Here is a 23,997-nt window from a genome sequence, read left to right as displayed (position 1 = left end):
CCCCCGGGGAACGCCCCTCGGTGGACCACCCCCCTGCGGTCCACCCGTCGGGGAGCCGCGCCCGCCACGCCCTGCACGGGTTGCTGTGGAACTACGCGGGCTCCGCCGCCACCATCGTGCTGCAGCTCGTGTACACCGCCTGCACCTCCCGGATGGTGCCGCCCGCCGCGTTCGGCGCCTTCGCCACGGCGGCCGCCGTGGCCGGAGTGCTCGGGTACTTCTCCAACAGCGGTGTCGCCACCTGTCTGCTGACCGCCGAGCGGCTCACCGCGCCCCTCACCGCGCTGGCCCTGCGCATCGCCGCGGTGAGCGGCGCCCTGTGCTTCCTGGCGGCACAGGCGGTCGCCTTCGCGGTGACCGCCCTGTGGGACATGCCCGAGGCGGGGCCGATGCTGCGTCTTGTCAGCTTCCAGTTCCTGACGCTGCCCGCGGGGCTCACGGCGGCCGCGGCGCTGCGCCGCGGCGGCCGAACGCCCCAAGTCGTACGCCTTGAACTGGTGGGACACACCGCCGGAGCCGCCACGTCGCTCGGACTGCTCGTCGCCGGATGGGCGCCCATGGCCCTGGCGGTCTCCGCCCCGATGAGCTCGGCCGTCCTGCTGGCGGGTGCGCTGTGGCTGCTGCGCGGACAGGACCTGCCCGACGGCCCCCGCCCCAAGGTCCGCGGGCTCGTGGACGCCTCCGGTTTCTTCAGCGGATACAGCCTCGCGCAGTACGTGTTCAACAGCGCGCCGCTGTGGCTGGCCGGCCGGCTCGGCGCGAGCGCCGCCGGGTACTACTCGCGCGCGAGTCTGTTCACCGGCCTTCCGCTGACGGTACTGGCACAGGGCATCAGCCTCACCACCACCCCGGTCCTCGCCGCCGAACGCGGCCGGTCCCGGCAGGCGGTGTCCGACGTGCTGTGTCTGGCCTCGGCGATCGCCTTCGTCGGTTTCGGTGCCGTCGCCGGTGTGGGTCCTGCCGCGCTGAACCTGTTGCTCGGGCCGGGCTGGGACACCGCGGCGGCGCTGGTGCCGCTGCTGGCCACGGCCTCGGCCCTGTCGCTGCTGGCCTCGGTCGGCGACAGCGTCAACCAGGCCCGGGACGACCGTCGTTCCCTGCTGGTCACGCAGGGCTGGGCGGCCTCCGCGATCGCCGTCACGCTGGCCGCGGTCGTCGCCCGGCACTCGCTCACGCTGCTCGCCGCGGCCACCGTCACCGGTCCGCTCGTCGCCCACACGGCGCAGCTGCTCCGCTGGCGCGCCCACGGCGTCATCGCCCTGGCTCCGCTGCTGCGCGTCCATGCCGCGCACCTCACGGCCGGGGCCGCGCTGGCGCTGGCCGCGCACTGGGGGGCGGCGGCCGGTGACACCCCGTTCCACGGGCTGCTGTTCGGCACCGCGGCGGCGCTCGGCGTCCTCGTGTGCGCGCTGCCGCTGCGCGCCCGGTTTCCGCTGTACGCCGTGGCCGAGCGCCACGGTCTGCTCCCCCGTCCGTCCACCTGGAGTGTCCGTGGCCAGTCCGCCGCTCGTCCTGCACGTCAGCAATGAGTGCCCGCCCGTCAGTCCCGACTCCGGCTTCCTGCGCGCCTTTCGCGAGCTGTCCGCCGGTGGCGTGCTCCGGCACCAGTGGATCGCTCCGGCCGCCGCTCCGGAGCGGATCTCCGGGCTCGCGGCCGGTGTCCGGCCCGACCTCGTCTTCGTCCAGTCGCCGCAGCGGCACCGCTGGGCGGAGCGCGATGTCGCCGGGCTGCTGCGGGCGCTCGGCTCACCGCCGGTCGTCGTCTGGGAGGGCGACGCATGGGGCGGGCGCAAGCGGCTTCGGGCACAGAACGTGGCATGGTTCCGGCGCGCCGACACGGTGTACAGCGTGGCGCTCGGCGCACAGGCCGAGCTGCTGCGGCGGGCCGGCGGGCGTGCGGTGAGGTACGTCCCGAACGTGGCGCCGCTGTGCTTCGCCGAGGCCCCCGAGGAGCCGGGGCTCCCGCGCGGGGTGGCCCTGGTGGGTTCCCGGCTCACGTACTGCGGCATCGAACTGATCGCGGATGATCGTGAACGCACCCGGCTGGCAAGCAAGTTGGCCCGGCTCCCGGGCTGCGAGCTGTCCGTCTACGGCCGGGGCTGGCGCAGCTCCCACGCCCGGGGACCGGTCCCGTACGACGATCAGCTGGGGGTGATGCGGCGGGCGCTGATCACCGTCGGCTGGGACCGTTTCCGCGGCTACCCCGGGTACTACTCGGACCGGCTTCCCATCGCGCTGTGCGCCGGCCGGGTCCATGTGGCCTCCCGCCAGCCGGACCTGGACTGGCTGGCGAGGGGTCCGAAGGACGGGCTGCATCTCATGGACTCACCGCGCGAGGCCGCCGAGCGGGTGCGGGACCTGATCACCGCCGGACCCGAGCGCCTGCTCGCCGACGGCGCCCGTGGCCGCGCGTGGGTCCGCACCCATCTGACCGAGCTGCACGCGCTGCGGCACATGCTCGCGGATCACCTTCCGGTGCCCGCGCCGCGTTCGGGCCCGTGGCCGGCGATCGCGGCGCTCGGCACCGTGTAAGTGCTCCCTCAAGCCTTCGGACGGCCGTCCGGCCGGTAGGCGTTGTAGAGGTGGTCCGGCAGCGGCCTGTCCTCGCGGAGCGCCTTGAGCAGCGCCTGCCCCTGACCCTTGACCATCTGGTAGTTGCCCCAGCGGTCCGGGTCCTCCACGCACGGCAGCGTGACGATCCGCACCTGCTCCGCCGGGATGGAGCGGGCGCTGCTTGCCAGCTCGTACAGCTCCCCCGGCGATTCGAGCCCGGGATCGGCGGTCAGCGCGGAGGTGACGGAGTCGAGGAGCGGCCACAGCCGTGTGGGGCTGCTGAGCGTGCCCTTGTCGCCGAGCTTGTCGTAGAGCGAGTGGACGAACTGCTTCTGCCGCTCGATGCGCTGGAGGTCGCTGCCGTCGCTGACGCCGACCCGGGTCCGTACGAAGGTCAGCGCCTCCTTGCCCTTCACGAGCTGGTGCCCGGGCCGCAGCGTTACCCCGTACTCCGGTTCGCGCACCGGTTCCGTCACATCGACCTCGACCCCGCCGACGGCGTCGATGACCTTCTGGAACCCCGTGAAGCTGACGACCAGATGGTGGTCGACCCGGATGCCGCTCAGGTTCTCGAAGGTGCGGATGGAGCATGCCGCGCCACCGAACTGGAAGGCCCAGTTGAACTGGGCGTACTGCGCCCGGCTGCGGCCGCCGTCCGGCCGCAGGCAGCTGGGGATGTTCACCATGAGGTCGCGCGGCACGCTCACGGCGGCGGCGCTCTTCCGGTCCGCGGACAGGTGCAGCAGGATCGTGGTGTCGCTGCGTTCGCTGTCCTTCACCGACTCCAGGTCGGATCCGAACAGCAGGATGTTCTGGGCCTTCGGAGCGCGGGCCTTGGGGCGGGAGGCCTGGTCGGCGGCGAGGGCACGGGCGGCCGCCTCGTCGGTGCGGATGTTTCCGTCGAGGCGCGCGTACAGCAGCGAGGCCGCGGCTGCCGTCGTCACCAGGAGCAGCGCCAGTCCGAGTCCGGTCAGGAACAGGATCCGCCGGGTACGGGTCGGGGGTCCCGGGCGCGGTGCGTCCGGCTGGTCAGGGTCTGCCTTACGTCGTGCCATGGATAAGGCCTTCCACGCCACGAGCGAACCTGGCGGCCATTCCCTCGACCGTGTAGCGAGTCGCGTCCGCCTGGCAGGTACGGCGCAGCCGGGAGAGCTCGCGCGGTTCGGTGAGGAGTCCGACGACGGCCGTCGCGTACGCCTCCGGATCGTCGGGGGCCACGAGCGCGTTGCGTCCGCTGACCAGGTACTCGAACTCCGGTCCGTGGTAAGGCCACGGACAGGTGATCACGGGGGTTCTGAGCGCGAAGGAGTCGACGGCGCACAGCCCGACGGCGCCCGGCACCAGAAGGACGTCCGAGGCGGCGCCGAGCAACGCCTTGTCCCGGTCGCCCACGGTCCCGAGGTACACCACGGGCCCGCCGGAGGCCTGGGCGGCCTGGACCAGTGGCCGGTGCGTGCCGTCGCCGGCGACGATCAGCCGGAAGCCGGGCAGTTGCCGGGCGACGCGCTCGGCGGCCTCGATCAGAAACGGAGTCCGCTTGAGCTTGTCGAGCCCGCCGATGTACAGGCCGGTACGGCCCTGGGTGAGGCCGTGGCGCTCGCGCAGGGCCGCCACGTCGGCGTCGGTGACGGCGTCACGGGCGGCGGCGAGCGCCGTCGTGTCCAGGGAGTTGTGGACGACGGTGACGCGCCGGCGGGGCAGCCCGGCCTGTACGGCGTAGGCGCCGCCCGCCTCGGTGTAGGCGAAGAACCAGTCGGCGCGGCGGGTCAGCGCTGCCTTGGCCCAGCGGGCCGCAGGACCGTGGGCCGAGACATGGGTCCTGCCGTGCCCCCAGAGCCCGATCCTGGGCGGGCCCGTGGCGGTCAGGAGGGGGAAGGTCCGTAGATGGTGCATGGACTGGGGCAGGACCAGAGCGTCGCAGGTGCGGGCGAGTTCGCCGAGCCCGAACCAGATCAGGTCGCGGCCCGCGACCTTCCACTCCCGCTGGCGCAGCGCGACGGAACCGGGCAGTTCGACGGTGTCGTGCCGCGCCGCGGACAGTCCGGTCGGCAGGCCGTGGGCGACGACCAGTTCGATGTTCCGTGCGTCGAGTTCGCCGCGGAGCCGCGCGAAGAAGGGCAGCCGGTAGGCGGTGAGGTACGGCACGACCAGGCCCACCCGGGCCGCGGTCACGCCGTCAACTCCTGGTAGAGCCCGACCATGCGCTCCGTCCAGGCCCGCTCGCCGTACTGCCGCGCGTATACGCCCCGGCAGTGTTCCCGCAGTGCGGGGAAGATGCGGTCGGCCGCGTGCAGGGCGTCCGTGAGCGGGGCGTCCCACGAGGTGACCGCGCCGGTGCCTTCGGCTCTGACCGCGAGCGGCACCGACGAGCCTTCGAAGGCGAGGACCGGCAGGCCGGCCGCGAGAGCCTCGACGTAGACGAGCGGCACGGCACCCTCGTAGCAGCGGCTGGTGAAGACCGCGCCGCGGTATCCGGGGAGCAGCTCGCGCAGCGCGGCGCGGTCCAGGGCTCCGAGGAAGCGTACGGAGTCGGGCGCGACGGCGCGGCAGTCCTCCTCCAGCACTCCGTTGCCGATGACGTCGAGCCGTACGCCGACGGGCCAGCGGCGCAGCAGCTCGAGGATGCCCTTCTCCTCGCTGAGGCGGCCGACGTAGACCCAGGCGGGGACCTGAGGCGCCGTCACGGCGTCCGGTGCGGGCACGAAGTTGGGGATCAGCGCCATGCGACGGGGCGGGATCCCCGCTCCCTCGTACGTGGCGCGGCTCAGATCCGACAGCACGACGACGCGGTCGGCGCGGCGCAGCAGCGGATCTCCGGACACTCCGTCGCGGGACGCCAAGGCCAGCGGGAGCGTGGCGAGCCGGGAGCCGCGGTAGCAGCCGTTGCGCAGCCCCGCCCAGCGGTCTCCGTCCGGGCAGCGGGTGCAGGGGGCGCCGTCCCGGTAGAGGACGGCGGAGGCGCACAGGGGGCGGTAGTTGTGCAGGGTGGCGACAAGGGGGCCGGGCCATTGGGCCGCCCAGGCGCGGCCGAAGTTGGGGAAGAGGTTGTGGACATGGACCACGTCGGGGGCGATCGCCCGCAGTTCGGGGAGCGGGGTGCGGCCCCGGCCGCTCGCGACGGTCACGGCGCAGCGCAGGGGGTGCAGCGGGCGGGTGGCCAGTTCGTCGGTGCGGGCGGCGACGAGGTGGACGTCGTGGCCGGCCCGGCGCAGCGCCTCCGCCTGGTCGAGCGGCACCATGTTCTCGCCGCCGGGGACCGAGCCTCCGTAGAAGCTGTGGACGAGGGCGATGCGCAGCTTCCGCGGAGGGGTCATGCGCGGGCACCCTTCCACGCCGCCCAGATGAATCGCGGATGCCCCCACAGCACCCTGCGGGCCAGGCGGCGCGGTTCGCTGCACAGCCGGAACAGCCATTCCAGGCCGTGGCGTTGCATCCACGGCGGGGCCTGCGGCTTGTTGCCCGATACGAAGTCGAAGGCGGCGCCCACGGCCACGTACACGGCAGGGTGGAGGGCCGCGAGGCGCGCCGCCTCGTGGTCCTGTTTCGGCGTGCCGAGGCCCACCCAGACGATCTGGGCGCCGCTCGCGGCGATCCGGTCGGCCTGGGCGCGGCGCTGCTCGTCGGTGACGTCGCAGAAGGGCGGGGCCTCCGAGCCGACGACGCGGGCGCGGGGGAAACGGGCGAGGAGTTCGGCGGTGAGGCGGTCGAGTACATCGCGGGTGGAGCCCAGGAGGTAGTGGGTGAGGTTCGCCTCCTGCCCGGTGCGGACGACGTCGAGGAAGAGATCGGGGCCGTAGACGCGGACGCGCGGCACCTCGCGGCCCCGGTGCGCGAGCCGGTTGGCCCACACCACGCCCTGCCCGTCGGGCAGGTTGAGCCGGGCCTCGCGCAGGACGCGCCGCAGGTCCGGATCGATGTCGGCCAGGGCCAGGGTGTAGGCGTTGCAGAGGTGGACGTCGGCCGCTGCGCGGGCGCGGGCGAGGTCGACCACGAAGGACGAGGCGGTCGCGGGCGTCGTGGCCGCGACCGGCACCCCGGCACAGAGGAGCGTGGGCAGAGCGGGCGCTGTGGTCATCGTCGTCATCCCCTGGCCACGTCGACGGTCGTGCCCGTTGCGGCCGGGCGGCCGGGCAGGCGCTGCGTGTGCACCTGCCGGGTGTAGACGGGAACCCTCAACAGGCCCAGGACCGCCGCCAGGACGCCGCCCGCCACCCAGAGGGCCGCCGAGGGGCCCAGCGTGCCGCGGTGCTGGAGCAGCCCGATGAGTACGCCCACGCAGGACGCGGCGCCGAGGACCGTCGCCGCGCCCGGCGTGGTGAGGCCGAGCCGGCGCAGGCGGTGTGCGATGTGGTCGGTGCCGCCGATGAGGACGGAACGACCGGCCCGGCGGCGGGACACCACGACGAGGAGGCTGTCGGCGGCGACCACGGCGGACAGGGCGAAGACGGATCCCGCGGTCGTCAACGGCTCGTGGCCGGTGTGCACCAGCACGGCGGCCGAGGCCACGACGAAGCCGGTGAACAGGGAGCCGCAGTCGCCGAGGAAGATCCGGGCCGGGTACCAGTTGTGCACCAGGAAACCGGTGAGCGCGGCGGCCAGGGCGCACAGGACGAGAGCGAGTCCGTACAGGGACTCCGCCGCCGCGCAGATGCTCAGGCCGAACGCCGTGACCGCGCCGACCATGCCCATCGCGCCGTCCGAGTTGTCCAGCAGGTTGAAGGCGTTGGTGACGAAGGTGATCCAGAGGACAGCGAGTGCGCCCAGGAGGAGCCCGAATCCGGCGCTGTGCACCACCAGAGCGGCCGCGCACGCCTCCACCACGAGCCGGGTACGCGCGCCCATCGGCCGCAGGTCGTCCAAGAGTCCGAGGGCGGCGACGACTCCGGCGGCCAGCAGCAGCGCTCCGGTGTCCGGTCCGAGCGGGGTGTCTCCCCACCAGGCGAGCGAGCTGACGGCGACCGTGCCGACGGCCACGGCCACACCGCCGAGGTGGGGGGTGGGCCGGGCGTGAGCCTTGCGACCGGCGGGGCGGTCGACGAGTCCGACGCGCAGCGCCCAGGCGCGCAGCAGCCCGACGAGCACCGCGGTGAGCAGGAGTGCGGCGACGGCCGCGATTCCGTAGATCACGGTGATGTCCCGTCAGGAACGGGGCTGGGAGGAGGCGAGGGTGGTGCGATCGGCCACCAGGGGCGGCTCCACCCTTCGGGTGTTGGGCACCGGGAGGGGTGCCCGGCCGTCCGGAATCGCGGGCGTGCAGTCGGCGACGGGGCCACCGGCGGGAGCGTCGTCCGCCGGACCGCTTTCCTCGGGGGAGGCGCAGGCGCGTCTCGCGTCGGCGATCGCCGCGTCGAGGATGTCGTCCAGCGAGCGCCGCGGGCGCCAGCCCGTCAGTTCGCGCAGACGAGTCGTGTCCGGGACGCGGCGCACCATGTCCTCGAAGCCATAACCGGTCCCGTACGCCTCCTCGTAGGAGACGAGGCGTACGGGCGAGCCACTGCCCGCCCGGTGGACGATGCGCGCGGCGAGTTCGCCGACCGAGGTCTCCTCGGAGGTGCCGACGTTGAACACCTGGCCGACCGCGCCGGGGTGCGTCAGGAGCCGCATCAACGCATCCACCACGTCGGCGACGTGCGCGAAGCAGCGCCGCTGCCGACCGTCGCCGTAGACCGTCAGCGGCTCGCCGGTGACCGCCTGGCGGACCAGCCGGGGCACGACCATGCCGTACGCCGGGGACTGCCTCGGCCCCACGGTGTTGAACAGGCGCACGACGGTGACGGGAAGGCCGTGCTCCCGGTGATACGCGAGGGCGAGGATCTCGTCGACCGCCTTCGCCGTCGAGTACGACCAGCGGGCGACGGTCGTGGCGCCGAGCACGCGGTCCGCGGTCTCGGTCAGCGGCCCGGAGGCGTTCTTGCCGTAGATCTCGGAGGTGGAGGCGAGCAGCAGCGGGCGGCCGTGGCGGTGGGCCGCCTCGATGACGTGCTCGGCGCCCCGCACATTCGTCGTGAACGACCTCAGCGGCTGCTCGACGATCTGGCGCACGCCCACCGCCGCGGCCAGGTGGACGACGGCGTCACAGCGACCGGTCAGCTCGTCGACCAGGCGTTCGTCCAGGACCGAGCCGCTCTCGAAGTGAAATCGGGGATGCGACCTGACCTGTGCGAGGTTCGCCGGGTCGCCGGTGGACAGGTCGTCGAGCACGACCACGGAGTGACCCACGCGGAGCAGGGCCTCCGTCAGATGGGACCCGATGAAGCCGGCACCGCCGGTGACCAAGTACGTGAGGGATTCCATGCGCAGCCCGTTCCGTAGTTTCTCCCGGCCGACGTGGGACCAAGTTGCGGTATCGGGGTGATACCGAGGAAGCGCCCGGCCGCCTTCGGTAAAGTAGTCGCTTTTCCTCCCATATCTGGTGATAAACACGATCTGTTTCTGTCGCTCTTCGATCGGAGATTGCCCTTATGGGACCAACCGAGGCGCCTTGCCGCCTCACTGTGATCGGGCTCGGATATGTGGGACTGCCACTGGCGGTGGCCGCGGCGGAGGCCGGCTTCCTGGTGACCGGGCTCGACACGGACGAGCTACGGATCAAGCAGCTGGCGGCGGGTGACTCCTACGTCGAGGACATCCCCGCCGAACGACTGCTCGGGGCGCTCGACAACGGACTGACGGTCAGTCACGACTACGCCGACACCAAGGACTTCGACGTCTGCGTGATCGCGGTGCCGACCCCCCTGCGGGACGGGGCACCCGACCTCTCGTGCATCGAGAGCGCCGCGTCATGCGTCACGCCTCATCTGCGGCCCGGCGCAACGGTCGTCCTGGAGTCGACGTCCTACCCGGGCACCACCGAGGACGTCCTGCGGCCCATCCTCGAACACGGCAGCGGGCTGCGCGCGGGCAGGGACTTCCATCTCGGCTACAGCCCCGAGCGCATCGACCCGGGCAACCGCGAGTGGCGGCTGGAGAACACGCCGAAGGTCGTGTCCGGGGTCGACGAGGTCTCCCTCGGCGCGATCGAGTCCTTCTACCGCCGGATCGTGACCCGCACCGTGCCGGTCTCGTCCCCGCGCACCGCCGAACTGACCAAGCTCCTGGAGAACACCTTCCGCCAGGTCAACATCGCGCTCGTGAACGAGCTCGCGATGTGCGCACGCCCGCTCGGCGTGGACATCTGGGAAGCGGTCGGGGCCGCCGCCACCAAGCCCTTCGGCTTCATGCCGTTCCTGCCGGGTCCGGGGGTGGGCGGCCACTGCCTGCCCGTCGACCCGACCTACCTCGCCTGGCAGGTGCGCCGCCAGCTCAGCCACGACGTCCGGTTCATCTCGCTCGCCAACGAGATCAACGCGCACATGCCGCGGCATGTCGTCCAGCGCGTCGCCACCGGCCTTGGACGAGAGCTGACCGGGGCCCATGTCCTGCTGCTCGGTCTCGCCTACAAGAAGAACACCGGCGACGTACGCGAGTCCCCGGCCGTCGAGGTGGCGCGGCTGCTGCACGAGGCGGGCGCCCGTGTGCGGGCCGTCGAACCGTACGCGACCCCGGCCCATCTCCCGCCCCACGTGCTGCGCGTGGAGCTGACGGAGGAGGAGCTGCGCGCCGCGGACGCGGTCGTCGTGACCACGGACCACGACGGCTTCGACTACCCGCTCGTCGAACGGCACGCCCGCTACCTCTTCGACACCCGCAACCGATGCCGCGGGGCGGGCGTCGACCGACTCTGAACGGCGCAGCCACCGTCGACCGGCTGAACGGCTTGGGCCACGCCGGCGACGCGGGCGACATAGGCGGTTTCTTCACGTATTGCGAAGTCTTCACCTCTGGCCTCCTCCCATGCAGAACCTGACCCGGAAGATCGCCGCAACCCCGCTCGCGCGGGCAGCCGCTCTGCCCCTGCGGCTGGCCACCGTCGCCCGCTACCAGGCCCGAGTGCTCCAGCGCTCGGGCACCTGGCTCGTCCGTTCCCGCGAGCACTCCTGTTTCACCTACGACCTGGAGCCCTCGAACCACGACCACCCCTGCTGGTTCGTCAGCGAGGTGACCGGCACTCCGGTCGAGGCGGTGCGCGCGCACATCCAGGAGGCCGAGGAGGACACCGAACTCCGCAGGACCCTGAACGAGGGTCTTGCCACCAGCGTCCGCTCCGGGACCTGCGACCGCGAGGTGCGCTACGGCCGACGCGTCGCGTACTACGCCCTCGTGCGGACGCTCGCCCCCGCGCATGTGGTCGAGGCCGGCCCCCACCGTGGCATCACCCGCAGCCTGATCGCCGCCGCACTGCTCCGCAACGGCAGCGGCCGGCTCACGAGGACGCCGAACTCGCCGCCGTGGCCCCGGCGCTCTCCGAGCGCGCACTGGTCCTGTCCAGCCGGAGCCATGCGTGGCCGTGCCTGGCGCGCTGGTCCGAGGAACGTCAGCGTCGCTTCCTGCACTTCGACGACAGGCCGCGCAACCACTGGCACCCCGGCAACGGCTTCGGCGTGTCGTTCCCCGGCCGGGTGTGACGCATCATCAGAAGCGGTGCCTCGGCGGGGAGTTCCACTCCGCCGAGTTCCGCAGGCCGGTGGAGATGAGCCGCCCGGTCGTGGACTGTCCGGCGCTGAAGACGAAGAAGCAGGCGCCGACCGCGGTCCCGACGTCCGGCGGCCGGCCGTCGGTCTGGGCGATCAGCGTCAGTGTTGTGCCCGCCACCAGGCATAGGTGGACGCGATGCCGTCGCGCAGCGCGATCGCCGGCTTCCAGCCGAGTCCGTTGATCCGGGACACGTCGAGCAGTTTGCGCGGGGTACCGTCGGGCTTGCTCGTGTCCCAGGCCAGTCTCCCCTCGAAGCCCGTCACATCGGCGACCGTCTCTGCCAGTTCGCGGATGGTGAGGTCCTCGCCGCAGCCGATGTTGACCGGCTCGTCGCCGTCGTACGTCCGCAGCAGTACGGCGCAGGCCTCGGCCAGGTCGTCGACGTGCAGGAACTCACGGCGCGGGGTGCCGGAGCCCCAGAGGGTGATCTCCTCGTGGCCGGCCTCGCGGGCCTCGTGGAAGCGGCGGATCAGCGCCGGGAGGACGTGCGAGGTCTCCAGGTCGAAGCTGTCGCCGGGGCCGTAGAGATTGGTCGGCATGGCCGAGATGTAGGCGGCGCCGTACTGCTTCCGGTACGCCTGGACTTGCACGATGCCGGCGATCTTGGCCAGCGCGTACGCCTCGTTGGTCGGCTCCAGCGGACCGGTGAGCAGGGCGTCCTCGGAGATCGGCTGGGGTGCGAGCCTGGGGTAGATGCAGGACGAGCCGAGGAAGAGGAGCCGCTCGACTCCCGCGGCGTGCGCCCCGGCGACGACGCTCAGCTGGATCTGGAGGTTCTCCTCCAGGAACTGCACCGGGCTGGTGCTGTTCGCCAAGATCCCGCCGACCTTGGCGGCGGCGAGGACCACGGCGTCGGGGCGGCTCCCGGCGAGGAACGCGGCGGTCCGTGCCGCGTCGCGCAGATCGAGCTCGGCGCGGCCGCGGGTGAGCACCTCGTACCCGTCCGCGCTCAGCCGGCGGGCCACCGCGGAGCCGACGAGGCCGCGGTGGCCCGCGACGAACACACGGGCCGACTCGGGCAGATACGACGTCGGTCCGGTCATCGGCTCAGTCATGGACTGGATCATGCCAGGCGATGAAGGGCGACACGCCCCATATGGGGACGCCATCTGACAATTCGTCACACGCGAAGGGATCACCATCGGGCCGACGATGCGTACGTATTTCACCCTGCCGGTCCGGCGAGAGAGTCAGTCCCCCTCCATCTCGAAGGTACGCAGCAGATCGGCCGCGACGCTCACGGCGATCGTCGCGGGTTCCTTGCCGCTGATGTCCGCCAGGCCGATCGGGGTCTTGATCCGATCGATGGTGGCCTCGTCGTGACCGCCCTCCGTGGCGAGGCGTTTGCGGAACCGCACCCACTTGGCCGCCGACCCGATAAGGCCGATGGAGCCGAGACGGGTGGTGCGCAGGGCGGCGTCGCACAGAGCGGCGTCCTCGGCGTGATCGTGAGTCATGATCAGGACGTGGGTGCCGCGCGGCAATTCCTCAAGCACCTCCTCGGGCAGCAGCGGCGTGTGATGTACGTGCACCTGCCCCACGGCGTCTGCCAGCACGCCGAGCCGCTTCTCGGTGAGGATGTCGGAGCGGGAGTCGACCAGATGGAGGTCGAGGTCCTGACGGGCCAGGATGCGCGCCAGCTCGAGGCCGACGTGCCCGACGCCGAAGATCGCCACCGCCCGTACCACCGCCAGCGGTTCGAGCAACACCGTGACCGTGCCGCCGCAGCACTGCACGCCGTGCTGGTTGGTCACCTTGTCGTTCAGGGCGAAATCCATCAGCTCCGGCTCCGGCTTGGACGCGGCGATCAACTCCCGGGCCCGGTCGATCGCGACGGCCTCGACATTGCCGCCGCCGATCGAGCCCCACGTCTCGCTCTCCCCCACGACGAGTTTCGCGCCGGCGTCGCGCGGGGCGTGGCCGCGCACGGTCGCGACGGTCACCAGCACGCCGGACTCCCGGCGTGCCCGCAACCGCGCGACCGCGGCGACCCACGTCATGTCAGGCACCGCTCAGCGTTTTGGCGGCGGTTCGGTTCTTGGCGTCGGTTCGGTTCTTGGCGTCGGTTCGGTTCTTGCCGTCGGCGGCAAGTCCGTTGCCGGCGTGACCGTTCCGGGAGGCATCGCCCTGGCGAGCCGACTCGATCGCCCAGAACACCGCTTCCGGCGTCGCGGGCGAGGCCAGCTCGACGCTGACCCCGCTCGGCCCGAACGCGGCGGCGGCCTGGCGCAAGGCCTCTCGTACCGAGAACGCCAGCATCAGCGGAGGCTCGCCCACCGCCTTGGACCCGTATACCGCGCCCTCTTCGGTGGCGTTCTCCAGGAGCGTGACGTTGAACTCCTCGGGCATCTCCGAGAAGCTCGGCAGCTTGTACGTGCTCGCCGCCTGGGTCAGCAGCCGGCCGCGGCCCGGCCCGTCCGTGGCGTCCCAGCGCATGTCCTCGAGGGTGAGCCAGCCCGCGCCCTGCACGAAACCGCCCTCGACCTGACCGATGTCGATCATCGGGGACAGGCTGTCGCCGACGTCGTGCACGATGTCCACCCGCCGGATGCGGTACGCGCCGGTGAAGCCGTCCACCTCCACCTCGGCCGCGGCGGCGCCATGGGAGAAGTACTTGAACGGCGAGCCCCTGAACGACTTCGCGTCCCAGTGCAGCCCCTCGGTCCGGTAGTAACCGGCCGCCGACAGCTGAACGCGCTGGAAGTACGCGGTGCGCACCAGGTCGTCCCAGGCCAGCTCCTTGTCGCTGCCCAGGGTGCGCGCGACACCCTCGACGATGCGTACGTCAGAGGCACTCGACCCCAGCTGGGTGGCGGCCACCTGCAGCAGCCGCGCACGCAGCTGCTCGCAGGCGTTCTTCACCGCCCCGCCGTTGAGATCCGTCCCGGCACTGGCCGCGGTGGCGGAGGTGTTGGGCACCTTGTCGGTTCGCGTGGGGGCGAGGCGGACCTTGTGCAGCGGGATGCCCAGCGTTGTCGCGGCCACCTGCAGCATCTTGGTGTGCAGGCCCTGGCCCATCTCGGTCCCGCCGTGGTTGATCAGGACGGAGCCGTCCTTGTAGATCAGCACCAGCGCGCCGCCCTGGTTGAAGGCGGTGAGGTTGAACGAGATGCCGAACTTGATGCCGGTGATCGCGAGGGCCCGCTTGGTGTGCGGGTGCGCGGCGTTGAAGGCGGCGATCTCGCGCTTGCGATCGGCGATGCCGCCGTTCTCCTGGACCTTCTGCCAGACGGCGGAGATCCGTTCGTGCTGCGGGACCGGCTGTCCGTACGGCGTCGACTGGCCCTGTCCGTAGAAGTTGCGCTCCCGCAACTCCGTCGGATCCAGGCCGAGCAGCGGCGCGCACCGGCCGATGATGTCCTCGATGACCAGCATGCCCTGCGGTCCGCCGAAGCCGCGGAACGCGGTGTTGGAGACCTTGTTGGTCTTGGCGATGCGGCCGGCGATGCGGGCGTTGGGGATCCAGTACGTGTTGTCGATGTGGCACAACGCGCGGGCGAGGACCGGCTCGGAGAGGTCCAGGCTCCACCCGCCGTCCGCGGTCAGGGTGGCGTCCAGGGCCCGGATGCGACCGTCGGCGTCGAAGCCGATCTTCCACGTGGCGTTGAATCCGTGTCGCTTGCCGGACATGGTCAGGTCCTGCGTCCGGTTGAGCCGCAGCCGGACCGGCCGGCCGGTCAGCTTGGCGCCGAGCGCGGCGACGGCCGCGAACCCGTGCGGCTGCATCTCCTTGCCGCCGAAGCCGCCGCCCATCCGCAGACACTGCACGGTCACCTCGTGACTGTGCAGACCGAGCACGTGCGCGACGATCTCCTGGGTCTCCGAAGGATGCTGGGTGCTGCTCTGGACGAACACCTGCTCGGCCTCGTCGATGTGGGCAAGCGCCGCGTGCGTCTCCAGGTAGAAGTGCTCCTGGTCGGAGAACTGGAACTCGCCGGTGAACACGTGCGCGGAGTCCGCGAAGCCGGCGTCGACGTCGCCGGTCACCATCAGGGGCCGCGCGCCGTGGAAACTCTCGGCCGCGATCGCCTCCCGCAACGAGATCAGGGAGGGCTTCTCGTCGAGTTCCACCTCGACGGCGGCCGCACCGAGCCGCGCCGCCTCCAGGGTCTCGCCGAGCACCCAGGCGACAGCGTGGCCGTGGAACATGACCTCGTCGGGGAACAGCGGCTCGTCGTGCTTCATGCCGGCGTCGTTGACACCGGGCACGTCGGCACCGGTCAGCACACGGACCACACCGGGCACGGCGAGCGCGGGCTCGGTGCGCAGCGCGGTGATCCTGCCGCAGGCCTTCATGACCTGGACCGGGTACGCGTGCAGCACGTCCTTGGTGCGATGGACCAGGTCATCGGTGTAGAGCGCGGTCCCGGTGACGTGCTGGACGGCACTCTCGTGCGGCATCGAGATGCCGACGACGGGCTTTTCGGGACGCTCGGACAAATGGCTCATGAGGAAACCGCCTCAGTGGTCTGCGCGTACAGCTTCAGCAGGCTCTGGCCGAGCATCGCGGAACGGTAGAGGGAGCTGGCGCGGTGATCGCTCATCGGTGTGCCCTCGCCCCGCAGCACCCGAGCCGCGGCCTCGACGGTCTGTGCCGCCCACGGCTTGCCCTCCAGGGCCGCCTCGGTGGCCAGGGAGCGGATCGGGGTGGCCGCCACGCCACCCAGGCCGATGCGTGCCTTGCGTACGATCCCGTCCTCGATGTCGAGCGCGAAAGCGACCGCCACGCTGGAGATGTCGTCGAAGCGCCGCTTGGCGATCTTGTGGAAGGCCACGACCGGTGACAGCGGCAGCGGGACGCGCACCGCGCGGATCAGCTCGCCGGGCCGGCGCACGCTCTGCCGGTAGCCGGTGAAGTAGTCGGACAGGGGGACCTCACGCTCACCGTCGGCGTCGGCGAGCACCACCGACGCCTCGAGGGCGAGCAGCACCGGCGGGCTGTCACCGATGGGCGAGCCGGTACCCAGGTTGCCGCCGAGGGTCGCGCTGTTGCGGATGAGCCGGGATGCGAACTGCGGGAACAGCTCAGCGAGGAGCGGGACTTCGCCGTCGAGGCGGCGTTCGATCTCGGTGAGCGTCAGCGCGGCCCCGATCTCGATGTGGTCGGATGCGACGCGCAGCTCCCGCAGTTCGGCAAGCCGGTCGACGGCGACGACACAATCCGCCCTGCGGGAGCGGATGTTCACCTCCACACCCCAGTCGGTGGAGCCGGCGACCACCACCGCGTCGGGCCGCTCGCGCAGCAACCCCAGCGTTTCGGCCAGGGTGCTCTTCCGCAGGAACGTGCTGTCGTCCTGGGTGTACTCGGTGGCAACCGGTGCGGGCGGGGACTGCTCGCGACGCCGGGCGAGGGGGTCCTCGTCGGTGGGCGTACCGACAGCGAACGCGGCATCGCGAATCGGTCGATAACCGGTGCAACGGCACAGGTTTCCACTCAGCGCGTGCAGATCGAAACCGTTCGGACCGTGCTCGGCGTCAACGCCTGCCGTCGAATCAGTACCTGCCGCCGAGTCAGCGCTTTCGGCCGAATCAGCGCTTTCGGCCGAATCAGCGTGCGCGCAGCGATCGGGCCGGTAGTACTCCGCGGCCATGCTGCAGATGAATCCCGGCGTGCAGTAACCACACTGGGAGCCGCCGCGCACCGCCATCTCCTCCTGCACCGGGTGCAGGGCGGGCGGCGTGCCGGGTTTGCCGGCGGTGGCGAGACCTTCGGAGGTGATGATCTCCTGACCGTCGAGGGCCGCGGCGGGGACCAGGCAGGCGTTGACCGCCACCCAGTCGGTGGGCTTGTTCACTCCGGGGCGGGCCACCAGGACCGAGCAGGCGCCGCATTCACCCTCGGCGCAGCCCTCCTTGGTGCCGGTGAGGCCACGCTCGCGCAGGAAATCCAGCGCTGTGGCGTGGGGCGCGGCCGGTGAGATCGGCGCTTCTTTTCCGTTGACCGTGATCCGCGCCGCCGTCATGACAGGCCCTCGTTTCGGTGCGCGATCGGTTGATTCAGCATGTTCGCCAATTTTCAGGCAGCTTTCTGTGTTCAGACGCGCCACGTAAGAGACAAGCAGGCGCAAGACAGCACGCGACAGTGACGTGCCGGAAAGTAGTGAGGGGGAAACCCGGGATGTGCCACGGACAGGCACATCAGAACGGCGTGGTCAGCAGCCGTGCGCGATCCGACCCGGAACCCAGACGGTGCGCTGGGCGAGGCGACCGAGATCAGAGTTGGTGTTCATCCGCTGGTCGCCCCCTTCGGTAGTCACAGGTCAACGGCCATCGAAAACTAATGGCTGAGGCCACAGGGGTCAAGGGGTCACATCTGTGTGCTGCCGATGGCTCACACGTGCCGGTGGAGCAGTCCGGCACCGAGTGGGGTGACCTCGTGGAGCACGCTGCCGCCCTCGCGGGAGCTGACGATCAGCCCGGCGCGACGCAGCACAGTGAGGTGCTCACTGGCCGATGAAAGGCGCAGGCCGGCGCGGCGGGCGAGCTGGCTCGTGTTGCTCTGGCGGCATTCGCCGGCGGCCTCGAGCACCGCGGCACGGCTGCACCCCACAAGGTTGGCGAGGGTCTCGCGCGTGTCGTCCGCCGCCTCGGAGTCCCACGGTTCGTGGCCGAGGGGGTACAGCAGGACCGGCGTCTCCTCCCCCTGTCGCACCAGTGTCACCGGGTGGCAGCGGCAGAAGTAGGAGGGCACGAGGAGCAGGCCGCGTCCGTCCAGGTGCAGGTCGCGGTCCACCGGATAGTCGATGCCGAGGACCGGCGCGCGCCACCGCGCGGACGGGGACAGGCCGCGGAGCAGGGCCTCCACCCCGCCGGAGGCGAGGAGCCGGCCGGCCCGTGCCCGTTCGCGTGCGGTGTGCGTCGAGATGGTGCCGAGGAACGGTGTGATCGCGAGCCGCTGGTAGTCCCGGAAGGACTGGTCGAGGTGGGCGAGCGCCGGGGCGAGGCCTCGATGCAGGTCGCGGACCCACGGCGACAACGGGCGGCCGGTGGCGAGGAGTTCGATGTCCTTCCGCACCTCGTTCCTGGGGGTGAGGAGGACGGGTTCCACCGCCTCGGCCAAGCACAGGGTGGCGGTGTGCGGTGTGAGGAAATCCGGGAAGTAGCCCTGATTCGGGATCAGTTCGGCCAGCGACCGGGCCCGCCGCGGCAGGTTCGGCCGCACCCGCCCGCGCCACCACATGCCGAGGAGCCCGGCGCAGCCGTCCTGGAGCCAGTGGGTGCTCAGTACGGTTTCCCACATCAGAGCCGGCGCGCTCGCCACCCGTGTCCGGGCGAGGTCCGGCGCGGTGAAATGAATTCGCAGCATGTGTCCCCCGATCACAGCTGTTCACATGGGCCCGTACCTCGCGGCAGGGGCTCCGGTCAGCAGCGCCCAGTAGCGGTCGCCGTAGGACCAATGCCACCATTCCGTCGAGTAGTTGATCATTCCCGCGGTGGTGAGCGCCGCACACAGGGCCAGCCGGTTGCGGCGTGCTTGGTCGGAGATGTTCGGGGCGTCGGTGTAGCAGGCTCCACCACTCGCCTCCGGGCTTGCGTCGACCGGTGTGCCGAGGTCGAGTTCGCTGCCGTCCGTGGTGCACAGGGTCAGGTCCACGGCGGCACCGGCGACATGCGGCCCGATCTCGGGCGGCGCCAGCGAACGGCTGGTCTGGGTGCGCAGGTGGTCGTCCGGCCAGCCAGGGTTGGCCCGGCGCAACTCGGCCGCGTACTCGTCGAAGTACCGGGTCTGCAGGGCAAGGGGTCGGTACCCCTCGGTGACCAGCAGCCGCAGTCCGTCGGGCAACAGCCGTGCCGCCCTCTCGAGGCGCAGGGCGACCCCCTCACGGACCATGGCATACGCCCCGTCCGGATCCGCCTGCCGCGGGTCCACGTCGAGAGCGGACAACTCCCGCAGGTCGACGAGGGGTTCACCGCACTCGACAACGGAGATGCGGGCCACTTCGGGTGCGTTCATGAGGATGATCGGGGCCATGGCACGTCCTCGTTCGCCCCGTCGGGCGGTGGTCCTGCGGGCAGGTGGTGGGCGTTATCGGCTTTCGGGCGAGACGTAGCCGACGACGTCGCCGCGCTCGGTGTTGGACCGGGCGCGCAGGAAGACGCCTTCCTTGCCGCCGCCGCTCGACGTCTTCGTGGTGTTGCCCTCGATGGTCGTCAGCTTCTTCCCGATCGGGCTGTAGTTGACGACGACACCGACGTGGTCGACGTCCCAGCCGTTGGTGCCGAGGCTCGGCTTGCCGCCGTCCCAGTCGTAGAGCACCGCGTCACCGGGCTTGGGGACGTAGGAGCCGCGCTCGTGCCACGTGCCGGTGCCGGCCTTGGCGGCCCGGTAGAAGGAACCCGCCCACGGGTCGATCTTCGAGGTCTTGGCGCCCGACTTCTTCCAGACGTAGCGGACGAAGTCGGCGCACCAGTTGTTGGAGCGCCACTTCACGCCGCCGGTCGAGGTGCTGCAGATGTTGTCGCCGCTGGGCTTCCAGTAACCGCTGTAGAAGTTGCAGTTGTCCGCCTTCTCGCGGTTGTGCTGCGGGTTGTTCTTCTCGACGGTGGCCGTCTTGACGATGTCCGCGCGCAGGGGGCTCGATGCGGCCGACGCGGTCGTGGTCAGCGACCCCGCGGCGAGGGCGCCGCCGGCGAGGGCGGTGGCCAGAAGCATGACCGCCGGGCGGCGGAAGACGGGCGTCCGCGTCGGCCGAGAGGCCGAGTCGAGTGCGGACTCGAGTGCGGACTCGAGTGCGGACTCGAGTGCGGAGTCGAGTGCGGAGTCGGCCGTGGTGCGGTTCGCCGTGCTGGACATCAGTGGTCCCTTCCCCGTTGATTCCCCGTTGTGCCGGAGGCTGTTTCCCTCCGACGTCACCAAGGTTCGCCGGGGCTTCTGCAGCTTGTCTGTAAGCCCTCCGTAACACGGCTCAAAGGGACTTACAGCTCACCGCGCTCCAGCGCGCCGCACTCCGTGAACACGGACATCGCCTCCGTACGCAGTGCCGCCGCCTCCTGCGTGTTGCCCAACGCCTCGCGGGCCGCCGCGAGATCGCGCAGCGTGCGGGCCCGGGGCAACCGCAACTCCAGCGCGTCCCACAGGCGCACGGCGACGGCGAGCCGCTTCTCCGCCTCGTGGTGCCGTCCGTCGGCCAAGGCGCACTCGCCGAGCGTGCGCAGGGTCAGCGCCTCGCCGAAACGGTCCCGGTAGGCCCGGCAGACGTCGAGCGCACCGAGCAGCTCCGCCTCCGCCTCCCGCGTACGTCCCAGCCTCAACCGGGCCTTGGCGCGGGCCCGTTCGGCGTAGGCCGCCATCAGCGGATCGCCGAGACCCGCGAGGATCTCAAGGGCCTGTCCGGCGTGCCGCTCAGCCTCCTCGTACGCCCCGAGCGACCGGTGCACAAGGCTCAGCGTGCGCAGCGTGAGTGCCTCGCCTCGTCGGCTGCCCAGGCTCCGGTAGCCCCGCAGCGACACCTCAAGCAGAGCCAACGCGTCGTCGTGATCGCCGAGTTCCAGGCGTACGGAGCCACGGAGGCGGCAGGCGAGACCGATGCCCGCGTCATCGCCCAGGCGCTGGAAGACGTCGACGGCGCGGCCCAACGCGTCGTCGGCGGCGTCCAGTTGACCCAGTTCCCGCAAGTTGCCGCCGAGACCCGCGAGGGCGGCGGCCTGGCCGTGCAGATCGCCTATGGCGGCGCACAAGGGCTCGGCCTGCCGGAAGTAGTCCTGAGCATCGGCGTACCGGTCCTGTTCGAACCGCAGTTGCCCCAGGCCGATGAGCAGCAGCGCCTCGCCGGCCCGGTCCTCGGCACGCCGGGCGGCGGCGAGAGCGGCGTCATGGCTGCGCCACAGGCATCGAAACGGTTGCCGACGGCGAACGACGAGGAGCACAGCACCGTCGCGGCGGCGCAGGCCAGGGTGTGCAGGCCGAAGGCCGCCGCGCGTTCGACGGCCGTGGCGAGCGCGTCGGCCTCGGCCTCGAACCAGGCGAACGGATCGGCGAGCGCCCGCCGTGTGGTCGCCGCCCCCACGTCGGCGGCCGGTCCGGGGCCTCGTGTGCCCGCCCCGCCCCACTCCTCCTCTGCCCCGCCGGTGGACCGGTTGACGCTCGCCGATCCTCCGAGATAGGGCCGCAGTACGACCACCCCCGAAGGCGCCTCCTCCGCGACCCGCTCCACCAGGCGCAGTCCGGCGGCGAGCGCCCGCCCCACCGACGCCGTGCGAACCTCGGGCGAGTCCTCGGCCTCGGCCCGCTCCGCGGCGTACACCCGCACCAGATCGTGGGCCCGATAGCGCGACTGCCCGGCGGCGTCGGTCCCCGTCCAGTCCAGCAACTGCGCGTCGACGAGCCGCTCGAGCACCTCCTCCACAGCGTCCTCGGCCCCGTCGACGAGCAGCGCCACCATCCAAGGGGCCGTGTCGCACGGGCCGAGGACGGCCAGGCGGCGCAGCACCGTGCGGGCGTCCTCATCGAGCGAGTCGTAGCTCAGCCCCAGACTGGCCCGGACCTCCAGGTCGCCCACGGCCAGCTCGTCGAGGCGCCGCCGCTCGTCCTCGAGGCGGTCGGCGAGTACGCGGTGAGTCCAGTGCCTGCGGGTGGTAAGGCGGGCCCCGGCGATCCGCAGGGCCAGCGGCAGACCACCGCACAGGGTGACGATGCGCCGGGCCGCGGCGTCCTCGGCGGGATCGTCCGTCGTGCCCTTCGGGCCGGTGACCCGGACCAGCAGTTCAAGGCTGCGTACGTCGTCCAGGACGGCGAGGTCGGTACGCCGGGCCCCGTCGAGACCGCCGAGCCGGGCCCGCGAGGTGACAAGGACGCCGCATCCCGCGCTGCCCGGCAGCAGGGGCCGCACCTGAGCCTCCCGGCCCGCGTCGTCGAGGACCAGCAGGAGGCGGCGCCCCGCGACGAGGCTGCGGAAGAGGTCGGCGCGCTCATCGGCGTGCTCGGGCGGGGCCGCACCCAGTGCGCGCAGCAGCCTGCCGAGGACGTCGCCGGGCGGCAAGGGGCCGCCGGTGCCCTGCAGTTCGGCGTACAGCTGCCCGTCGGGGAAGGCGTCCATGGCCAGGTGGGCGGCCTTCACCGCGAGGGCGGACTTGCCGACGCCGGCCGGCCCCGACACCACCACGACGGAGGTCGCGTCCCGGGGCGCGGTGAGCCCGTCGACGACCTCGGCGATTTCTGCCGTCCGCCCGGTGAAGTCCCGGATGGCGGGAGGCAGCAGGCACACGGGCCGGGGTGAGGCGGGCACCTGCGGCGCCGAGACGTCGGTGGCCGGCGCGCCGCCCTCGGCAGGCAGCAGTTCAGCGTCGGCCCTCAGGATCGCTCCATGCATCCGGCTGAGCTCGGGCCCGGGATCGATGCCGAGTTCCTCGGCGAGTACGGCGCGTCCCTCCTCGTACACCGCGAGGGCGTCGGCCTGCCGCCCCACCCGGTAGAGGGCGAGCATGAGCTGTCCGCGCAGCCGCTCGTTGGTGGGGTGGGCGCCGACGAGCCCCTTGAGCTCGGTGATCAGCTCGCTCTCCCGCCCCCCGCATGCGAGTTCGGCGGCGATGCGCTCCTCGAGTACGGCCCGCCGTGCCTCATCGAGCCGTACCGCCTCGCTCCGCAACACCTCGCCGATCCCGCCGAGCGCGGAACCTCGCCACAGCGTGAGGGCGTCACGCAACAACCGGGCGGCGGCGGAGTGGTCCCCCTGCCCGGCGGCCTGCCGCCCCGCCGCGGCCAGCTCCTCGAACCGTCCGAGGTCCACGGCCCCGGCGTCCGTCCGGATCACATAGCCCGGTGCCCGCGTCTCGATCGCTCCCCGTCGCGCTTGGGGCAGGGCCCGCCGCAGGGCCGAGACGTACGTCTGGACCAGCGCCCGGGCCGTCTCCGGCGGCTCCTCGCCCCAGACGACGTCCACCAGCGCGTCGGCGGGCACGACATGCCCGGCGCGCAGCAGCAGCGCGGCCAGCAGGGCACGAGGCTTGGGCCCGCCCACCCGCAGGGGCCGGCCTTCCCACAGCGCTTCGACCGGCCCGAGTAAACGGTATTCCAATGCCATGGTCTGTCCCCCGAGGCGTCACCGACACTGACTCACACCTCATGGTCCCCCAACCTCCCTTGCGGGGCGATGAGTTGAGAGGAGCCGCGCGTCATGGCGGCCTACTTTCGCGGCTCGTACCGCATACCGCATCGCCACCGCCCCCGAGCCGAACTCAAGGCGGCTCACGAGTTTCAAGTCGACGGCCTTCGACAGCCCCGCATCACATGGGCGATGTGCCGGGACGGGATGGTGCCCGCCGCGGGACCTGTCTGCGCCTCAAGGATGTCGGCCAGGGCCGCGGATCGCGCGGAGGTGTCGAGCGCCGACGTGATCCTGCCGTCCATCATGGCGGGCAGGGTGGCCGCCCCGTACAGCGCACAGGCCCGGGAGCGGTCCACCGGTTCCACCGCCTCGGCCGCGGCGAGGAGCGAGCCGTGGGCGCGGGCGGGGTCGCCGAGCCAGCTGCAGGCCTGGCCGCGCAGCAGCTCGATGTCGGCCGTCAGCCGTTCGTCCCGGCTCCAGCGCAGAGCCTGCTCGCACCAGTCGACGGCGTCGCGCGTGGCGCCGCCGTAGAGCGCGTCCCTCGCGGCGTTGAGCCACCTCGTCGCCCTGTCCGCGGCCGAGGGCGACAGCTCGGCGGAGCGGTGCCAGGCGTGCGCCGCCACACCGAGTGCGCCACGGCGACGGGACCATCGTGAGCCCGCCGGCGTGGACCTCGTCGACGGTGCGCTGCCCCTCGACGCGGACACGTGGCTGGACCTGGAGGACGGCGTGCAGGTCTGGTTCGAGGCCGGGGGCACATACCGCAGCGGCGACCACTGGCTGGTCCCCGCGCGCACGGCAACGGGCGAGGTGGTCTGGCCCGGCC

21 protein-coding genes are annotated in these 23,997 nt (G+C 71.8%); 4 read left to right on the top strand and 17 right to left on the bottom strand.

Features of this window, described 5'->3' with window-relative positions; genetic code table 11:
• Both E2651_RS22625 and E2651_RS22620 read left to right on the top strand, forming a co-directional pair.
• Nucleotides 1-1,529: oligosaccharide flippase family protein (locus tag E2651_RS22625; RefSeq protein WP_209446218.1), on the top strand; the 1,529-nt coding region annotated here is incomplete at its 5' end.
• Entirely contained in the window at nt 1,492-2,532 is a 1,041-nt protein-coding gene (locus E2651_RS22620) for a hypothetical protein (protein ID WP_135333022.1), read from the top strand. The genes E2651_RS22625 and E2651_RS22620, both read left to right, overlap by 38 nt.
• 8 nt (nt 2,533-2,540) lie before the next feature.
• Here the strand turns inward: E2651_RS22620 and E2651_RS22615 are convergent, their stop codons facing one another.
• From E2651_RS22615 to E2651_RS22590, 6 genes are read right to left on the bottom strand one after another with little or no spacing between them, the layout of a single operon-like run.
• Nucleotides 2,541-3,608 carry an LCP family protein gene (locus E2651_RS22615; protein ID WP_135333021.1) on the bottom strand — a complete coding sequence of 356 codons (1,068 nt, stop codon included), beginning with the start codon at nt 3,606-3,608 and terminating at the stop codon, nt 2,541-2,543.
• The gene (locus E2651_RS22610) at nt 3,595-4,725 is read right to left on the bottom strand and encodes a glycosyltransferase family 4 protein (RefSeq protein ID WP_135333020.1); all 1,131 of its coding nucleotides are present in this window, start codon (nt 4,723-4,725) and stop codon (nt 3,595-3,597) included. Before E2651_RS22610 ends, E2651_RS22615 begins: the two co-directional genes overlap by 14 nt.
• Nucleotides 4,722-5,867, bottom strand: coding sequence for a glycosyltransferase family 4 protein (locus tag E2651_RS22605; protein WP_135333019.1), 1,146 nt, complete (start codon nt 5,865-5,867; stop codon nt 4,722-4,724). Before E2651_RS22605 ends, E2651_RS22610 begins: the two co-directional genes overlap by 4 nt.
• On the bottom strand, nt 5,864-6,628 hold the full coding sequence (locus E2651_RS22600; protein ID WP_167828861.1) for a WecB/TagA/CpsF family glycosyltransferase: 765 nt from the start codon (nt 6,626-6,628) through the stop codon (nt 5,864-5,866). Before E2651_RS22600 ends, E2651_RS22605 begins: the two co-directional genes overlap by 4 nt.
• A gap of 5 nt (nt 6,629-6,633) precedes the next feature.
• On the bottom strand, nt 6,634-7,680 hold the full coding sequence (locus E2651_RS22595) for an MraY family glycosyltransferase (RefSeq protein WP_135333017.1): 1,047 nt from the start codon (nt 7,678-7,680) through the stop codon (nt 6,634-6,636).
• 12 nt (nt 7,681-7,692) lie between these two features.
• A complete protein-coding gene (locus tag E2651_RS22590; RefSeq protein ID WP_135333016.1) occupies nt 7,693-8,847 on the bottom strand; it encodes an NAD-dependent epimerase/dehydratase family protein in 1,155 nt (384 codons plus the stop codon).
• A 167-nt stretch (nt 8,848-9,014) separates the two neighbouring features.
• On the opposite strand from E2651_RS22590, the gene E2651_RS22585 reads away from it, so the two are divergent.
• Nucleotides 9,015-10,277 carry a nucleotide sugar dehydrogenase gene (locus tag E2651_RS22585; protein WP_135333015.1) on the top strand — a complete coding sequence of 421 codons (1,263 nt, stop codon included), beginning with the start codon at nt 9,015-9,017 and terminating at the stop codon, nt 10,275-10,277.
• A 787-nt stretch (nt 10,278-11,064) separates the two neighbouring features.
• On the opposite strand, the gene E2651_RS22580 is transcribed toward E2651_RS22585, so the two are convergent.
• The 11 genes from E2651_RS22580 to E2651_RS22525 all read right to left on the bottom strand — a co-directional run bounded on the left by E2651_RS22580 (nt 11,065) and on the right by E2651_RS22525 (nt 23,794).
• Nucleotides 11,065-11,244 carry a hypothetical protein gene (locus E2651_RS22580; protein WP_135333014.1) on the bottom strand — a complete coding sequence of 60 codons (180 nt, stop codon included), beginning with the start codon at nt 11,242-11,244 and terminating at the stop codon, nt 11,065-11,067.
• The gene (locus tag E2651_RS22575) at nt 11,226-12,194 is read right to left on the bottom strand and encodes a GDP-L-fucose synthase (protein WP_135333013.1); all 969 of its coding nucleotides are present in this window, start codon (nt 12,192-12,194) and stop codon (nt 11,226-11,228) included. Before E2651_RS22575 ends, E2651_RS22580 begins: the two co-directional genes overlap by 19 nt.
• Before the next feature lie 123 nt (nt 12,195-12,317).
• A complete protein-coding gene (gene xdhC / locus E2651_RS22570; RefSeq protein WP_135333012.1) occupies nt 12,318-13,127 on the bottom strand; it encodes a xanthine dehydrogenase accessory protein XdhC in 810 nt (269 codons plus the stop codon).
• Between the two features lies 1 nt (nt 13,128).
• On the bottom strand, nt 13,129-15,576 hold the full coding sequence (gene xdhB, locus E2651_RS22565; protein ID WP_135333011.1) for a xanthine dehydrogenase molybdopterin binding subunit: 2,448 nt from the start codon (nt 15,574-15,576) through the stop codon (nt 13,129-13,131).
• Entirely contained in the window at nt 15,573-17,090 is a 1,518-nt protein-coding gene (locus tag E2651_RS22560; RefSeq protein WP_135333010.1) for an FAD binding domain-containing protein, read from the bottom strand. Before E2651_RS22560 ends, xdhB begins: the two co-directional genes overlap by 4 nt.
• A 368-nt stretch (nt 17,091-17,458) precedes the next feature.
• Nucleotides 17,459-18,433 carry a helix-turn-helix transcriptional regulator gene (locus tag E2651_RS22550; protein ID WP_135333009.1) on the bottom strand — a complete coding sequence of 325 codons (975 nt, stop codon included), beginning with the start codon at nt 18,431-18,433 and terminating at the stop codon, nt 17,459-17,461.
• 21 nt (nt 18,434-18,454) lie between these two features.
• Complete coding sequence (locus E2651_RS22545; RefSeq protein ID WP_135333008.1) at nt 18,455-19,099, bottom strand: M15 family metallopeptidase; 645 nt, start codon at nt 19,097-19,099, stop codon at nt 18,455-18,457.
• Between the two features lie 54 nt (nt 19,100-19,153).
• Nucleotides 19,154-19,921 (bottom strand): CHAP domain-containing protein, encoded by a 768-nt coding sequence (locus E2651_RS22540; RefSeq protein ID WP_135333007.1) that lies wholly within the window; start codon nt 19,919-19,921, stop codon nt 19,154-19,156.
• Nucleotides 19,922-20,043: 122 nt separating this feature from the next.
• Nucleotides 20,044-20,805 carry a tetratricopeptide repeat protein gene (locus E2651_RS45420; RefSeq protein WP_245239103.1) on the bottom strand — a complete coding sequence of 254 codons (762 nt, stop codon included), beginning with the start codon at nt 20,803-20,805 and terminating at the stop codon, nt 20,044-20,046.
• On the bottom strand, nt 20,790-23,147 hold the full coding sequence (locus E2651_RS22535) for an AfsR/SARP family transcriptional regulator (protein ID WP_245239101.1): 2,358 nt from the start codon (nt 23,145-23,147) through the stop codon (nt 20,790-20,792). The genes E2651_RS45420 and E2651_RS22535 overlap by 16 nt, the downstream gene beginning before the upstream one ends.
• Before the next feature lie 173 nt (nt 23,148-23,320).
• Nucleotides 23,321-23,794 (bottom strand): hypothetical protein, encoded by a 474-nt coding sequence (locus E2651_RS22525; RefSeq protein ID WP_135333006.1) that lies wholly within the window; start codon nt 23,792-23,794, stop codon nt 23,321-23,323.
• Between the two features lie 43 nt (nt 23,795-23,837).
• On the opposite strand from E2651_RS22525, the gene E2651_RS45415 reads away from it, so the two are divergent.
• Nucleotides 23,838-23,997, top strand: a 160-nt coding sequence (locus E2651_RS45415; RefSeq protein ID WP_348541661.1) for a DUF6519 domain-containing protein, incomplete at its 3' end; no start/stop codon positions are given.

It is taken from the genome of Streptomyces sp. MZ04 (genome assembly GCF_004684775.1).
Lineage (GTDB): Bacteria > Actinomycetota > Actinomycetes > Streptomycetales > Streptomycetaceae > Streptomyces.
Note: the sequence above shows the minus strand (reverse complement) of the source record. Positions and strands in the feature narration are given on the sequence as shown.

What these genes read in the sequence shown, in the direction of transcription:
- E2651_RS22615 (WP_135333021.1), bottom strand. Translation starts at nt 3,608, where the DNA reads ATGGCACGACGTAAGGCAGACCCTGACCAGCCGGACGCACCGCGCCCG.
- E2651_RS22605 (WP_135333019.1), bottom strand. Translation starts at nt 5,867, where the DNA reads ATGACCCCTCCGCGGAAGCTGCGCATCGCCCTCGTCCACAGCTTCTAC.
- E2651_RS22600 (WP_167828861.1), bottom strand. Translation starts at nt 6,628, where the DNA reads ATGACCACAGCGCCCGCTCTGCCCACGCTCCTCTGTGCCGGGGTGCCG.
- E2651_RS22590 (WP_135333016.1), bottom strand. Translation starts at nt 8,847, where the DNA reads ATGGAATCCCTCACGTACTTGGTCACCGGCGGTGCCGGCTTCATCGGG.
- E2651_RS22585 (WP_135333015.1), top strand. Translation starts at nt 9,015, where the DNA reads ATGGGACCAACCGAGGCGCCTTGCCGCCTCACTGTGATCGGGCTCGGA.
- E2651_RS22575 (WP_135333013.1), bottom strand. Translation starts at nt 12,194, where the DNA reads ATGATCCAGTCCATGACTGAGCCGATGACCGGACCGACGTCGTATCTG.
- xdhC (WP_135333012.1), bottom strand. Translation starts at nt 13,127, where the DNA reads ATGACGTGGGTCGCCGCGGTCGCGCGGTTGCGGGCACGCCGGGAGTCC.
- xdhB (WP_135333011.1), bottom strand. Translation starts at nt 15,576, where the DNA reads ATGAGCCATTTGTCCGAGCGTCCCGAAAAGCCCGTCGTCGGCATCTCG.
- E2651_RS22560 (WP_135333010.1), bottom strand. Translation starts at nt 17,090, where the DNA reads ATGACGGCGGCGCGGATCACGGTCAACGGAAAAGAAGCGCCGATCTCA.
- E2651_RS22550 (WP_135333009.1), bottom strand. Translation starts at nt 18,433, where the DNA reads ATGCTGCGAATTCATTTCACCGCGCCGGACCTCGCCCGGACACGGGTG.
- E2651_RS22545 (WP_135333008.1), bottom strand. Translation starts at nt 19,099, where the DNA reads ATGGCCCCGATCATCCTCATGAACGCACCCGAAGTGGCCCGCATCTCC.
- E2651_RS22540 (WP_135333007.1), bottom strand. Translation starts at nt 19,921, where the DNA reads ATGTCCAGCACGGCGAACCGCACCACGGCCGACTCCGCACTCGACTCC.
- E2651_RS22535 (WP_245239101.1), bottom strand. Translation starts at nt 23,147, where the DNA reads ATGGCATTGGAATACCGTTTACTCGGGCCGGTCGAAGCGCTGTGGGAA.